Source organism: Nocardia alni (assembly GCF_019038435.1).
Taxonomy (GTDB): Bacteria; Actinomycetota; Actinomycetes; order Mycobacteriales; family Mycobacteriaceae; genus Nocardia; species Nocardia alni.
Window position 1 is genome coordinate 1 of sequence record NZ_JAGPOX010000202.1, and the last position, 13,952, is coordinate 13,952.

15 protein-coding genes are annotated in these 13,952 nt (G+C 66.6%); 10 read left to right on the top strand and 5 right to left on the bottom strand.

Translation table 11 applies throughout. The annotated features are described in order from the left end of the window. Positions 1 to 705 (top strand): MFS transporter (locus JZ791_RS40595; RefSeq protein ID WP_498049416.1); only part of this gene is annotated, 705 nt, incomplete at its 5' end. An 80-nt stretch (positions 706 to 785) separates the two neighbouring features. On the opposite strand, the gene JZ791_RS40600 is transcribed toward JZ791_RS40595, so the two are convergent. The 4 genes from JZ791_RS40600 to mptB all read right to left on the bottom strand — a co-directional run bounded on the left by JZ791_RS40600 (position 786) and on the right by mptB (position 5,261). Further along, positions 786 to 1,403 carry a 2'-5' RNA ligase family protein gene (locus JZ791_RS40600; RefSeq protein WP_216902704.1) on the bottom strand — a complete coding sequence of 206 codons (618 nt, stop codon included), beginning with the start codon at positions 1,401 to 1,403 and terminating at the stop codon, positions 786 to 788. Then, positions 1,403 to 2,194, bottom strand: a complete 792-nt coding sequence (locus JZ791_RS40605; RefSeq protein ID WP_308163423.1) for an ABC transporter permease — start codon at positions 2,192 to 2,194, stop codon at positions 1,403 to 1,405. Before JZ791_RS40605 ends, JZ791_RS40600 begins: the two co-directional genes overlap by 1 nt. An 82-nt stretch (positions 2,195 to 2,276) precedes the next feature. Continuing rightward, a complete protein-coding gene (locus JZ791_RS40610) occupies positions 2,277 to 3,224 on the bottom strand; it encodes an ABC transporter ATP-binding protein (RefSeq protein WP_216902706.1) in 948 nt (315 codons plus the stop codon). A 312-nt stretch (positions 3,225 to 3,536) separates the two neighbouring features. Then, on the bottom strand, positions 3,537 to 5,261 hold the full coding sequence (gene mptB, locus JZ791_RS40615) for a polyprenol phosphomannose-dependent alpha 1,6 mannosyltransferase MptB (RefSeq protein ID WP_438804624.1): 1,725 nt from the start codon (positions 5,259 to 5,261) through the stop codon (positions 3,537 to 3,539). Positions 5,262 to 5,535: 274 nt separating this feature from the next. Here mptB and JZ791_RS40620 point away from each other — a divergent pair, with 274 nt between their 5' ends. The 9 genes from JZ791_RS40620 (at position 5,536) to JZ791_RS40660 (ending at position 13,403) form a co-directional block, all read left to right on the top strand. Next, positions 5,536 to 6,333, top strand: a complete 798-nt coding sequence (locus tag JZ791_RS40620; protein WP_438804625.1) for a helix-turn-helix transcriptional regulator — start codon at positions 5,536 to 5,538, stop codon at positions 6,331 to 6,333. After that, positions 6,330 to 7,766, top strand: a complete 1,437-nt coding sequence (gene sufB / locus JZ791_RS40625) for a Fe-S cluster assembly protein SufB (RefSeq protein ID WP_216902710.1) — start codon at positions 6,330 to 6,332, stop codon at positions 7,764 to 7,766. The genes JZ791_RS40620 and sufB overlap by 4 nt, the downstream gene beginning before the upstream one ends. Beyond that, entirely contained in the window at positions 7,766 to 9,046 is a 1,281-nt protein-coding gene (gene sufD / locus JZ791_RS40630; RefSeq protein WP_216902712.1) for a Fe-S cluster assembly protein SufD, read from the top strand. The genes sufB and sufD overlap by 1 nt, the downstream gene beginning before the upstream one ends. A gap of 38 nt (positions 9,047 to 9,084) precedes the next feature. Then, on the top strand, positions 9,085 to 9,882 hold the full coding sequence (gene sufC / locus JZ791_RS40635; protein WP_216902714.1) for a Fe-S cluster assembly ATPase SufC: 798 nt from the start codon (positions 9,085 to 9,087) through the stop codon (positions 9,880 to 9,882). A 1-nt stretch (position 9,883) separates the two neighbouring features. After that, positions 9,884 to 11,149 (top strand): cysteine desulfurase, encoded by a 1,266-nt coding sequence (locus JZ791_RS40640; RefSeq protein WP_216902716.1) that lies wholly within the window; start codon positions 9,884 to 9,886, stop codon positions 11,147 to 11,149. A 2-nt stretch (positions 11,150 to 11,151) separates the two neighbouring features. Continuing rightward, positions 11,152 to 11,664 carry a Fe-S cluster assembly sulfur transfer protein SufU gene (gene sufU / locus JZ791_RS40645; protein ID WP_216902718.1) on the top strand — a complete coding sequence of 171 codons (513 nt, stop codon included), beginning with the start codon at positions 11,152 to 11,154 and terminating at the stop codon, positions 11,662 to 11,664. Between the two features lie 61 nt (positions 11,665 to 11,725). Then, positions 11,726 to 12,136: a metal-sulfur cluster assembly factor gene (locus JZ791_RS40650; RefSeq protein WP_438804626.1), complete on the top strand. Its 411-nt coding sequence runs from the start codon at positions 11,726 to 11,728 to the stop codon at positions 12,134 to 12,136. Between the two features lie 129 nt (positions 12,137 to 12,265). Next, positions 12,266 to 12,727 (top strand): DUF4189 domain-containing protein, encoded by a 462-nt coding sequence (locus tag JZ791_RS40655; protein WP_216902722.1) that lies wholly within the window; start codon positions 12,266 to 12,268, stop codon positions 12,725 to 12,727. 205 nt (positions 12,728 to 12,932) lie between these two features. Next, positions 12,933 to 13,403, top strand: coding sequence for a DUF2231 domain-containing protein (locus tag JZ791_RS40660; protein WP_216902724.1), 471 nt, complete (start codon positions 12,933 to 12,935; stop codon positions 13,401 to 13,403). Here JZ791_RS40660 and JZ791_RS47360 read toward each other — a convergent pair. After that, on the bottom strand, positions 13,400 to 13,952 hold a 553-nt coding region (locus tag JZ791_RS47360), incomplete at its 5' end, for an RDD family protein (protein ID WP_216902726.1). The genes JZ791_RS40660 and JZ791_RS47360 overlap by 4 nt on opposite strands.

A 13,952-nucleotide genomic window follows, 5' to 3' on the forward strand; every position in this document is an offset into this window, starting at 1 on the left:
CTGGCTGGGAGTGCTGCTGGAGTGCGGTTGGATGCGGCAAGGGGGCGGGGTGCGGTTGGTTTTGGAAAATCTGCTGTGTTGGAATCGGAGGCGGGGGTGGGTTGGGGTTCGATACGGTTACAGCGGCGCGCACTGCTCTGGCCGACGTTGGCCGTTGCGGGGCTGACGGCGGGCTCGCTTTCCGCATACTACTTATGGATTGCCGCCCCAACGAGTTTCGCGATCAGTGTGCTGAAAATGCCTGACAGTCAGGTGCTTTGGGCGGGGGTGGTGTCGCAGCTGGCCTTCATGCTGATCGCTCCCGTCTGGGGTTGGCTGGCGGAACGGGTTGGTGTGCTGCGCTGGATGGCGGGTGCGTCGCTGATCCTGGCGATAGCGACGGTTCCGATGCAGCAGGTGATGAACTCCGCGACGGTCACCACCTACTGGATTCTCATGATTGGTGCGGCGGTCTGCGTTGCCACTCTGTCGGCGACTTTGACCGGTGCCTCGGCCGCTGTCGCCCCCGCCCGGTACCGCGTAACGGTGATGGCACTCCCGTACGCCATCGCCAATGCCGTCTTCGGCGGTACCACTCCTGCTCTGAAGGAACTCTCCGGCTCCCACGCAACGGTATTCTCGGTGTATATGGCTGTCCTGCTTGTAGTTACGGCCGCAACAGCTCTCCTGGCCCGCCCGCTCGACAGATCTGGAATCGCTGGCTGACGCTGATCGGCCGATTTCAACGCAGTCGCCAGCGATCCATAGACGGCGGCAAAAGCATTGATGTCAGCAGGGGTGTCTTTTCATCGCCCGGCCAGTCCACCCAACGGAACCCGCGAAACGACTTGCCACGAGTAGGCGCGCTGTTCTCGGTCCAGTAGGACCATAACGGCCTCGTCGACTTTGATCTCTACTCTTCGAACGGTCGCGTTCACTTTGTCGATCGCAGTCATCGCATCCGCAGCAGATACGTCATCGGAGTTCGCATAAGCAATTGTTATATGCGGTGGCGAGGTTTTAGGCGGTTTCAGCGATATGCCAGGGCAGGCTGCTGTCGTTGCCGAGCGCAGCGTATCGCGGAGATCGTGGACTGATTGGGCAGGCTGTACGTTGAAAGCCACTGCGCTGCCGACGCCGTTGAGACGGTTGATCTCGATGTGGAACGGCGGAAGATGCTCGCATGCGCGTTTTATCGAGGTCTCTATCGAATCGATTTGATCACGGGCGAGATCTTGCGCCGGAGCTATCCTGTCCAGAGTGAGATGGAGCCTGTCCAGCGGCACCAAATCGTAGTACGGGAAGTCGATCGACGCTTGGCATTCCGTCACGTGGGAGTGCAGTTCCGGGATTTTCTCGAACGTCAAGAACCAGTAGTAGCCGAGCTGCCCGAACGGGGGTGCCCAATGATTCCTGATACGCATCAGTCGAATTTGAAGTAGCGGGTGGCGAGCCAGCCCGCGACGCCGCCCCAGACCACCAGCACGATGAGCCCATACCAGTCCGTGCCGGTGCGCAGAGCTTGATCCAGGGCTTGGGCGAGTGCGCCCGAGGGGATCAACCGGGCGATGATGCTCAGCGGCTTGGGGATGTCGCCGGCCGCGAAGACCAGGCTCGCGATCGCGAGCATCACGAACCAGGCGATATTCGCCAGGGCCAGCACGATTTCCGCCTTCAGGGTGCCGCCGAGCAGCAGACCCATCGCGGCGAATGTGGCTGTGCCGAGGGCGATGACGACCGCGCCGAAGATCAGACCCGCTATCTCGGGGCGCCAGCCGAGCGCTACTCCGATGAGGCCCAACAGGATCGACTGCAGGATGACCACGATCAGGACGGCCGCGCATTTGCCGCCGACGATGCCCCAGCGGGGTAATGCGGTGGCGCCCAGGCGTTTCAGGGCGTTGTAGCGACGGTCGAAGCCGACGGCGATCGCCTGTCCGGTGAAGGCGGTGGACATGATCGCGACCATCATCACCGCCGGGACGATTCGGTTCACCCGGTGCGCGCCGAGGCTGCTCAGCGGCAGGAGTGTCAGGCCGATCAACATGGCGATCGGGATGAACATGGTCAGCAGCAGCTGTTCCCCGTTGCGCAGCAGCAGGATCAGCTCCATGCGGGTCTGTGCGGCCAGCATCGCCTGGCGTGCGGCGGGGCGTGGGTCGGGGGTGAAGGTGCCGGGTGCGAAACGTGCGGTGGTGGCGGCATTGTCGGTCACCGGGTGTGCCCTCCGTTCGAATGGGAGTCCGACTGTGCCGGGTGTGTGGTCGTGTGGGGGAGAGACGGGGTTCGTGGCGCGGTCAACTGCGTAGCTCCCGCCCGGTGAGCTCGAGGAACACGTCCTCGAGCCGCCGCTGGTCGATTCGTATATCCGTGGGCAGCACGTCGATTCGCGCGCACCAGGCGGTGAGGGTGGCCAGCACCTGGGGTGTGATGTCGCCGCAGAGCAGGTACGAGCCGGGGGAGGTTTCCTTCGGTGAGAAACCTTCCGGCAGGGCGGTTTCCAGCAGACTCAGGTTGAGTTTCGGTGGTGCGGTGAAGTGCAGCTGCCCCTCGGCGCCCGCGGAGGTGACCTCGGCGGGCGTGCCCGCCGCGACGACGCGGCCGTGATCGATGATGACCAGCCGGTCCGCGAGCTGTTCGGCCTCGTCCATCATGTGGGTGGTCAGTAGCACGCCGACCCCGTCCCGGCGCAGGGCGTCGATCAGCTCCCACACGAGATGCCGTGCCTGGGCGTCCATTCCGGCGGTCGGCTCGTCGAGGAACACCATCTCCGGCCGCCCGACCAGGGCGCAGGCCAGTGCGAGGCGTTGCTGCTGGCCGCCGGACAACCGCCGGTACGGGGTGCGGCGTGCGTCCCGCAGGCCGAGGGTATCGAGCAACCACTCCGGATCCAGGGGGCGTGCCGCGTAGGAGGCCACCAGGTCCAGCATCTCACCGGCCTTGGACCCCGGATACGCGCCGCCGCCCTGCAGCATCACCCCGATGCGCGGCCGCAGCGCGTCGGTGTCGGCGATCGGGTCCAGCCCCAGCACCCGCACCGACCCGGCGTCGGGCGTGGTGAACCCCTCGCACATCTCCACCGTCGTCGTCTTGCCCGCACCGTTGGGCCCCAGCAGCGCCACGACCTCCGCGCGCCGCACCTCGAAGCTCAGCCCGTCCACCGCTGTGACGGCGCCTTCGGATTTGGCCGAGCCGAACCGCTTGACGACACCGTCGACGTTGACGGCTGTATCGGACGCGCTCACGACCTCACCTCATCGACGCTCGGTTCCATCGTGCGCCGTGCCCCCGGTTCGCCCCGCTGCGTTGCACTCACGACTCCACCTCGCCGACGCTCGGTTCGGTCGTCCTCGAGGCGCGCTGTGTCGATCGTTCGCTCGCAAGCCCGTTCACGAACTGACACCGTATGCCGTGTGTGCGTGTGACCGAGCAGACACCCCTGGCGCGCGCCTCTGCGCCGGCGGTCGCCTCACGACCGCTCGGCTGCGTCGCGTATCGGGCCGTGTTGTGCCCAGGGCAAGCGCACTGTGCCCGTCGCCCGTTCCATTGCGCGTCACTCACGACTCAGCGCCGTGCGTCACGGCCGCAGTCGGCAGCACCGGCGCCACTGCCTGGCTCCGCCACGGCAGCACATTCCGGGTGAGCACGACGAACACCACCCCGACGACGATGCCCGCCGCCGCGGCCTCGATGATCTGGAAAACGCCGAAGTCCGCCCCGCGCGGCATCAGAATCATGCCCACCACGGCCGACAACACGATCGCGGGAACGCGGAACACCCGGGTGGTCGCCCAGGCGGCCAGCGGCACGATCGCCCACAGCAGGTACCACGGCTGCACCACCGGCCACAGCAGTACGATCGCGGCCATCGAAACACCCAGTGCGCCAACGGGATGCAACCGGCCGGTCCAGGTCGCCACGAGCATGCGCAGGGACAGGAATCCGGCGACCACGACGGCGATCGGCCGGGTGATGCTCAGCAGTGCGGTGGTGTGATCGCCCAATCCCAGCAGCACGCCGCCGAATCCGGTAATGATGCCCACCGCCGTCGGCAGCGACATCCAGCTGCGCACGGCGTTGGCGGTGTTCAGCGTGAAGATCCATCCGAAACCCAGGCCGCTGGCATAGCTCACGAACAGCGTGGTCACCGCGGCGATCCCGCCGAGCACCGCCGCGGCGGCCAGGACCGGGCGCAAGCCGGGGCCCCAGCGCCGGGCCAGGGCCATGCCCACGAAACCCAGCGCGATGATCGAGGTGAATTTGATCGATGAGGACAACGTCATCACCACCGCGCCGAAGAGCAGCAGCATCCACTCCTGCCGAGTGAACGGGCCGGTCGGCTTCTCACCCGGAGAGTCCCTGCCGTGGATGGCCCGCAGGCAGAATTCCAGTCCGGCGAGCATCAGCCCGAGCATCAGCGCGTCATTGTGCACGCCGCCGACCAGGTGGAACAGCACCAGGGGATTGGCCGCGCCCAGCCACAGCGCACTGACCGGCGCGACACCGCAGCGGCGGGACAGCCGTGGCAGCGCCCACACGATCAACGCCACCCCGCCGAGTTCGAGCAGCCGATGCTCCCAGACGCCGAGGAGGATGTTGTCACCGGTCAGCTTGGCGATACCGCGGCCCATCCACAGGAACAGCGGCCCGTAGGGGGCCGGGGTCTCGCGCCAGATGTTGGGCACGTTGTTGGTCAGCACGTTGGCCAGGCCGAGCCCGTCCTCGGGGCCCACGACGTACGGGTCCATGCCGCGCTCGGCGATCTGGCTCTGCGCCAGATACGAGTACACGTCGTTGGAGAACATCGGCGGCGCGACCGACAGCGGGATGATCCACAGCAGCAATGTGCGATCGAGCTGTGAGCGGCTCAGCCGATGCCGCATCTGCCCGCCGAACCCGCTGATCGTGAACCGGCCCAGCAGCAGCCAGGCCACGACCAGCGCGGCCGTGCCGATCATGCACATGGCCAGGGTCGGGGTGGCCGCGCGCGCGAACATGCCAACCACCCGCATGCCCGACACCGGATTCTGGTGCACCGGCTGCGCCCCGACGCCGAGCGCGCTGATCGCCATCAGCACCGCGCCTGTCGCGCCGAGCAGCCGAATGCGCCTGAACTGCACCAGCTCTCGCGCGTCCAGCCCGGGCGCCTCGGCCTCGTTGGTGTGCAGGGCGGCGATGGTGTGATCGGCGGCCGGAACATCGAGACCCAGCGCTCGACGGCCGAGTTCTACAGATCTGCGCTGGAGTTTGTTCCAGTTCGTCACGCCAGAGAGCACCGCCACGCGAGAGAGCCTAGTTCGCCCGGGTGACAGGATCGGCGATGGGATCGAACCGAATCCGTGTCGTCCCGCAGCGCCGGTCGGCTCTCGTGGGACGGCCGCTCGGTATATCGATCGGCGCACGACCGCGCGGCGCCGGCCGGCAGCTGTGATCCGCAGCCCGGGCGGTCGCCGATTTCGGTCGCCTACCAGGCGTTTGTCCGGGTTTTCCGGCCTGCTCAGGGCATCCTTACTAGATCGCGGGAAATAATTCCGTCACACTGGTGTTGTGAAAACCGTGGGTTTGCGGAATGCAGCGTCCGAGCGCCGAGGCGGCGCCCGGGACAGTGCTGCGCCCGCCACGCCGGCGGGCGAGGGCCACACCCGCGAGGCGATCGTGCAGCTCCTGCTGGAGCAGGGCCCGGTCACCGCGACGGCGATCGGTGAGCGGCTGGGCCTGAGCCCGGCCGGGGTGCGACGTCATCTGGACGCACTGATCGACTCCGGCGAGGCGCGCGCCGCCCGGTCGGCCCCCTGGCAGCAGCAGGGCCGGGGCCGCCCGGCCAAGCAGTACCAGCTCACCGCGGCGGGCCGGGCCCGACTCGGTCACGCCTACGACGATCTCGCGGGTGCGGCCATGCGCCAGCTGCGCGAGATCGGCGGCCAGGCCGCGATCACGGATTTCGCACGCAAGCGGGTGTCCACGATCGTCGGGGATATCGATCCGCTGGCCGGGCACACCCCGGAGGGTACGACGGAGAAGGCGGAGGAGATCGCCGAGGCGTTCAGCGATGCCGGATTCGCCGCCACGACCCGCAAAGTCGGTGCGGGAGTGCAGATCTGCCAGCACCACTGCCCGGTGTCGCATGTGGCCGAGGAATTCCCGGAACTGTGCGCCGCCGAGCTCGAGGCGTTCCGTGAGCTGCTGGGCGTGCACGTCCAGCGCCTGGCCACGATCGCCAACGGCGACTGCGCCTGCACGACCCATGTACCCCTGTTCTTCCCGACGGTCGATCCGACAAGCACAACACCGATGAACACCGCTGCGCAGCCCGCAGCGGCCGATCCGCACAGCTCCGGAAGGAGTGCCGAATGACGACGACAACCGATCAGTCGCAGCCGCTGACCCAGGAGGAGACCATTGCCTCACTGGGTAATTACGGCTACGGCTGGGCAGACAAGGATGTCGCAGGTGCAAGCGCCAAGCGAGGCCTGTCCGAGGAGGTTGTGCGCGACATCTCGGCCAAGAAGAACGAGCCCGAGTGGATGCTCGACGCACGGCTGAAGGCCCTGCGCATCTTCGGCCGCAAGCCGATGCCGAACTGGGGTTCCAACCTCGAGGGCATCGACTTCGACAACATCAAGTACTTCGTGCGCTCGACCGAGAAGCAGGCGGAGAGCTGGGAAGACCTGCCCGAGGACATCAAGAACACCTATGACCGGCTGGGCATCCCGGAGGCGGAGAAGCAGCGCCTGGTCGCCGGTGTGGCCGCGCAGTACGAGTCCGAGGTGGTGTACCACCAGATCCGCGAGGATCTGGAGTCCCAGGGCGTCATCTTCCTGGACACCGACACCGGTCTCAAGCAGCACCCGGAGATCTTCCAGCAGTACTTCGGCTCGGTGATCCCCGCCGGTGACAACAAGTTCTCCGCACTGAACACCGCCGTGTGGTCGGGCGGGTCGTTCATCTACGTGCCGCCGGGCGTGCAGGTCGACATCCCGCTGCAGGCCTACTTCCGGATCAACACCGAGAACATGGGCCAGTTCGAGCGCACCCTGATCATCGTCGACGAGGGCGCCTACGTGCACTACGTCGAGGGCTGCACCGCGCCGATCTACAAGTCCGACTCGCTGCACTCCGCGGTCGTGGAGATCATCGTGAAGAAGGGCGGCCGCTGCCGCTACACCACGATCCAGAACTGGTCGAACAACGTCTACAACCTGGTCACCAAGCGGGCCAAGGCCGAGGCGGGCGCGACCATGGAGTGGATCGACGGCAACATCGGCTCCAAGGTCACCATGAAATACCCGGCGGTCTGGATGACAGGCGAGCACGCGCACGGCGAGGTGCTCTCGATCGCGTTCGCGGGCGAGGGTCAGCACCAGGACACCGGCGCGAAGATGCTGCATCTGGCGCCGCAGACCTCCTCGACGATCGTGTCCAAGTCGGTGGCGCGCGGCGGCGGCCGGGCCTCCTACCGTGGCCTGGTGCAGATCAACAAGGGTGCGCACGGTTCCAAGTCGACCGTGAAATGCGATGCGCTGCTTGTGGATACGATCAGCCGCTCGGACACCTACCCGTACGTCGACATCCGCGAGGACGACGTGACGATGGGGCACGAGGCCACCGTCTCGAAGGTCTCCGAGGACCAGCTGTTCTACCTGATGAGCCGCGGCATGACCGAGGACGAGGCCATGGCGATGGTGGTACGCGGTTTCATCGAGCCCATCGCCAAGGAACTGCCCATGGAGTACGCGCTCGAGCTGAACCGCCTGATCGAGCTGCAGATGGAAGGAGCCGTCGGCTGATGGCTGTCTCTGATACGGCCGTGTCGAATGTCGCGGACGCCGCCGAGGCGCGCGTGCCTGCGCTGAACAAGGGCGAGGTCTTCACCTCGTTCGACGTCAACGCGTTCGAGGTGCCCTCGGGGCGTGACGAGGCGTGGCGGTTCACGCCGATTCGCCGGTTGCGCGGGCTGCACGACGGAAGTGCGGTGCGTGACGGCGTTGCCGCGACCGAGGCCGAGGCTGTCCTGATTTCGCGGGCCGAGGTTCCGGATGCCGAGGGTCCGGCAGGTGCGCGGCACTACGAGCGAGTGTCGCTCGTGCAGGGCGCCGTCGCCGGGGTGAGCGTCGAGACCGTCGATCGTTCCGACTCGCGTCTGGGTGAGGCCGGTATTCCCGCGGATCGGGTTGCCGCGCAGGCATATTCGGGCTTCGAGCAGGCCACTGTCGTCGCCATCGACAACGATGCCGAAGTGGCGGATCCGATCGTGCTCACGGTCACCGGTCCGGGCGAGGGCAAGACAGCCTACGGCCACGTGCAGGTCCGCCTCGGCCGGTTCGCTTCGGCCACGGTGGTCATCGACTACCAGGGCAGCGGAACATACGCCGAGAACGTGGAATTCGTGCTCGGCGACAGCGCGAAGCTGACCGCCGTCGCCGTGCAGGACTGGGCCGACGACGCCGTGCACGTCACCGCGCAGCACGCCAAGCTCGGCCGCGATGCGGTTCTGCGCCACACGAACGTCACTCTCGGCGGCGATCTGGTCCGTCTCACCGAGACCGTCCGCTACGACGGTCCGGGTGGCGACGCCGAGCTGCTCGGCCTGTACTTCGCCGACGACGGCCAGCACTTCGAACAGCGCCTGCTGGTCGATCACGCTGTGCCGCACTGCAAGTCGAATGTGCTGTACAAGGGTGCGCTGCAAGGAGATCCGGCCTCCCACAAGCCGGACGCGCACACGGTGTGGGTCGGGGATGTGCTGATCCGCGCGGCCGCCGAGGGGACGGACACCTACGAGGCCAACCGCAACCTGGTGCTCACCGACGGCGCCCGCGCCGATTCGGTGCCGAACCTGGAGATCGAGACCGGCGAGATCGTGGGCGCAGGACACGCCAGCGCCACTGGGCGTTTCGACGACGAGCAGCTGTTCTACCTGCGCTCCCGAGGCATTTCGGAGGAGGCCGCGCGCCGTCTGGTGGTGCGCGGGTTCTTCCACGAGATCATCCAGAAGATCACCGTCCCCGAGGTCCGGGAGCGACTCGAGGCGGCCGTCGAGGCCGAACTCGCCGCCATCGGAGTCTGACCCAGCCCACGCCCCTTAGACACAGAGGTACCGCCTTTATGACCACCCTGGAAATCAAAGATCTGCACGCCGAGGTCGCCAACCCGGACGAGTCCGGTGAGCCCATCCGCATCCTCAAGGGTGTGAACCTCACCATCAACTCCGGTGAGACGCACGCGATCATGGGCCCGAACGGCTCCGGCAAGTCGACGCTGTCGTACGCCATCGCCGGACATCCCAAGTACATCGTCACCCAGGGGTCGATCACCCTGGACGGCGAGGACGTGCTGGCGATGTCGGTCGACGAGCGCGCCCGCGCGGGCCTGTTCCTCGCGATGCAGTACCCGGTCGAGGTGCCCGGCGTCTCCATGTCGAACTTCCTGCGCACCGCCGCGACGGCCGTGCGCGGCGAGGCCCCCAAGCTGCGCACCTGGGTGAAGGAGGTGCGCGAGTCGATGAACGAGCTCGAGATCGACTCCGCCTTCGCCGACCGCAGCGTCAACGAGGGCTTCTCCGGCGGTGAGAAGAAGCGCCACGAGATCCTGCAGCTGGGCCTGCTGAAGCCGAAGATCGCGATCCTGGACGAGACCGACTCGGGTCTGGACGTGGACGCGCTGCGCATCGTCTCCGAGGGCGTCAACCGCTACAAGGAGCGCGAGGACGGTGGCATCCTGCTGATCACCCACTACACCCGCATCCTGCGTTACATTCAGCCGCAGTTCGTGCACGTCTTCGTCGGCGGCCGCATCGTCGAAGAGGGCGGCCCGGAACTCGCCGACGAACTCGACGCCAACGGATATGTGCGCTTCACCGCCGCGGCGGGCCGCGACGCTGACACAGCCGCCATAGGAGCCTGATATGACAGCAGCATCGGAAGTCGCAGTCCCGGCCCTGGACCTGGCCCGGATCCGAGCCGACTTCCCGATCCTGAGCCGCACGGTGCGCGACGACAAACCGTTGGTGTACCTGGACTCGGGGGCGACCTCGCAGCGCCCGCTGCAGGTGCTCGACGCCGAGCGTGATTTTCTGCTCACGCACAACGCGGCCGTGCACCGCAGCGCGCACGCGTTGGCCGAGGAGGCCAACGACGCCTATGAGGGCGCCCGCGCGAGCATCGCGGCGTTCGTCGGCGTCGGCGCGGACGAGATCGTCTTCACCAAGAACGCCACCGAATCGCTGAATCTGGTGGCGTACGCGTTCTCCGACGATCGCTTCCGCTACCGCCTCGGCGCCGGCGACGAGATCGTCATCACCGAGGTGGAGCATCACGCGAATCTCGTTCCCTGGCAGGAACTCGCGCGTCGCACCGGCGCCACGCTGCGGTGGTACGACGTCACCGAGGACGGCCGGATCGACCTGGATTCGCTGGATCTGTCGCCGCGCACCAAGGTCGTCGCTTTCACGCACCAGTCCAATGTGACCGGCGCGATCGCCCCGGTGACCGAATTGGTCCGGCGGGCAAAGGAAGTCGGCGCGCTGGTAGTGCTCGACGCGTGCCAGTCGGTGCCGCACTCGCCGGTCGACTTCCGCGCGCTGGGTGTGGATTTCGCCGCCTTCTCCGGGCACAAGATGCTCGGACCGTCCGGTGTGGGCGTGCTGTACGGCCGCCGCGCGCTGCTCGAGGACACCCCGCCGTTCCTCACCGGTGGCTCGATGATCGAGACCGTGTACATGGACCACAGCACGTTCGCGCCGCCGCCGCAGCGTTTCGAGGCCGGGTCGCAGATGATCTCGCAGGTCATCGGATTGGGCGCGGCCGTCGACTATCTCACCAAGGCGGGGATGGAAGCGGTTGCCGCGCATGAGCATTCGCTCGTCACCGCGGCGCTGGCCGGTCTGGGCGCGCTGGACGGCGTGCGGATCATCGGCCCGACCGAGAATGTGAACCGCGGCGGCGCTGTGTCGTTCGTCGTCGACGGCGTGCACGCGCACGACGTGGGCCAGATCCTGGACGACGAGGGTGTGGCCATCCGCGTCGGGCACCATTGCGCCTGGCCGCTGCATCGTGCCTTCGGCATCGCCGCCACCGCCCGCGCCTCGTTCGCGCTGTACAACACGCTCGACGAGGTCGACGCGCTGGTCGCGGCTGTTCGGAAGGCGCAGAACTTCTTCGGAGCTGCATAACCATGCGTATGGAACAGATGTACCAGGAAGTGATCCTGGATCACTACAAGCATCCCCACCACCGCGGGCTGCGCGAGCCGTTCGGCGCGGAGGTGCACCACGTCAACCCGACCTGCGGGGACGAGGTGACGCTGCGCGTGCAGATCGACGAGCACGGCGACGTGGCCGACATCTCCTACGACGGCCAGGGCTGCTCGATCAGTCAGGCCTCCACCTCGGTGTTGACCGACCAGGTGATCGGTATGCCGGTGCAGCAGGCGCTGAAGGTGGTGGACGCGTTCAGCGAGATGATCTCGAGCCGCGGCACCCTCGAGGGCGATGAGGACGTGCTCGGCGACGGCATCGCCTTCGCCGGGGTGGCGAAGTATCCTGCGCGGGTCAAGTGCGCGCTGCTGGGCTGGATGGCGTTCAAGGACGCGGTCGTGCGGATTACAGCAGCTGAAGATGGGAAAGCCGTGATGGGCAACGGCATCTCCACGCCGGGGGAGAATCACGGGGGAGCCGCCCATGAGTGAGCGAGTGGCCGGCGAGACCGAGCGCGGCAAACAGACAGTGTCAGCCGGGTATGACGAGGGAGTGACCGACGTGGCCGAACAGAGTGCGCAGACGACAGATACGGCCGAGGCCCCCGGTGACGCCGCGGCGCCCTCCGAGACGGCGCTGACGGCCGAGGAGATCAGCCGCCTGGAAGATATCGAGGAGGCCATGCGCGATGTGGTCGACCCCGAATTGGGCATCAACGTCGTCGATTTGGGCTTGGTCTACGACCTGCGCATCGAGGACGAGATCGCCGTCCTGGACATGACCCTGACCTCGGCGGCCTGCCCGCTCACCGACGTCATCGAGGACCAGTCGCGCAACGCCCTGGTTCGCAGCGGCCTAGTGGAAGATCTGAAGATCAACTGGGTCTGGATTCCGCCGTGGGGCCCGGACAAGATCACCGAGGATGGCCGCGAGCAACTGCGCGCCCTCGGCTTCACGGTGTAACGCCCTTCGTCGATGTGCTTGTAGCGCAAGCCGATCGGCGCATATTCCCAGTGGTGGGAATATGATGGACAATACGCGGTACGTCGGCGATGATCCCTCCGGCACATTCTCGAACGGGAGGGATCCTCGATGTCATTGCCGCTGTCGTCGTCCGAGGCGCGGTCCGGGGGACTGCGACGTATAGCCGCCGTGGGTTTCACGGCCGTATCGGTCGCCGGGATCAACGTCGCTCTCGCGGGGGCGGCACACGCGAGTGCGAATGAGTACGGAGCATTCTCGCTGTCGAGCAACACGGGGGTCGTGGCCTATGCGGTCGGCTACCCGGACTATCCGTCGGCGATCCAGGCGGCCAACGCCAAGTGCGGAAGAGCCGACTGCCACAACATCATTCAGTTCGCCAACGCCTGCGGCGCGGTCGCGCAGGGCGCGGACGGCCGGTACGCGTGGAAATGGGCGCCGTCCAAGACCGAGGCCGAGCAGTCGTCGATCCAAGCGCTGGGCATGAGCGCGCCGCCGTTCCCGGACCTGGGGAGCGCCTCCCCGCGCGCGGCCCATGTGGTGCTGTCGGCCTGCACACCCAACGCCCAATAGCATGACACCCACCATCGGCGTGTCACCACATGAGCTACCCGCGCTCCAACGAGGAGATGCGACGTAAGATCTCGAGCCGCCTGAGCGGATATTCGGGGAATTCCTGTTTCGAGTGAACTCGCCCGCGAGTCTCAGCGTATCCACAGTGGCGATATGCAGAATGCTATCGGTCACGATCCGCACTCGCTGAGGAGTTCCGTAACGCATGTCGACCTTCAACGGCCTACCGGCGCATATCCTGCTGGTCCACTTCATCGTAGTGCTGGTGCCGCTGGCCTCGATCCTGGCGATTCTGTGCGCGGTGTGGCGTACGGCGCGGCAGAAGCTCATCTGGCTGGTCGTCGTGCTGTCGGTGATCTGCGTCGTGCTGACGCCTATCACGACCAGTGCGGGGGAATGGCTGGAGCACAAGATCGGTCGCAGCCCTGCGATCCATACGCATGCCCACCTGGGTGACACCATGATCTATTTCGCGATCGGGCTGCTGGTGGCCTCGCTGCTGCTGCTGATCGTGCACCTGCGTGAGAACCGGCAGCGCCCGCTCGGGCGGGTGCTGGTCGGGATCGTCGCGGTGCTGGCCATCGTCGCCTCGGTGGCGGCAAGCGTGCAGGTGTACCGGATCGGCGATTCCGGTGCGCGGGCGGCGTGGGGCTATACCGCGTCGTCCGGTAATTAGACCGGCACGACGACGGTCTTCATGATCTTGTCCGCGAAGGTCTGCCGCTTCTCGTCCCACAGCGGCCAGAGGTAGCCGAGGTAACAGGGCAGGGCATCCAGGATGTGGCACACGGCGCGCACGAAGGCCCAGCCGAATCCCATGACCTGCCCGTCGGATTCGCGCACCAGACGGATGCCCAGCACCCGCTTGCCGGGGGTCTGTCCGGTGGTGCCCTCCATGTAGATCAGGTAGAGGCCGCCGACGATGCCGATCAGCGCGCCCAGACCGATCAGGACCAGGCCGGTGGCGGTGATGTCGCCGCCGGTGCAGAACCGATTGCCGTAGGCGTCGGTCGTGCAGGTGATCGTCGTATATCCGAGGAGATTTCCCAGGAAGTCCAGGATCATGACCGGAATGCCGACGATCAGGCCGTCGATCACGGCCGCGCCGACGCGCTGGATCCAGTGGGCATACGGCGAGCGCGGTGCGTATCCGGCGGGCGGATAGCCGTAGCCGTGGGGTGGGTAGCCTTGTCTCTTATACACATCTGACGCTGCCGACGACGGA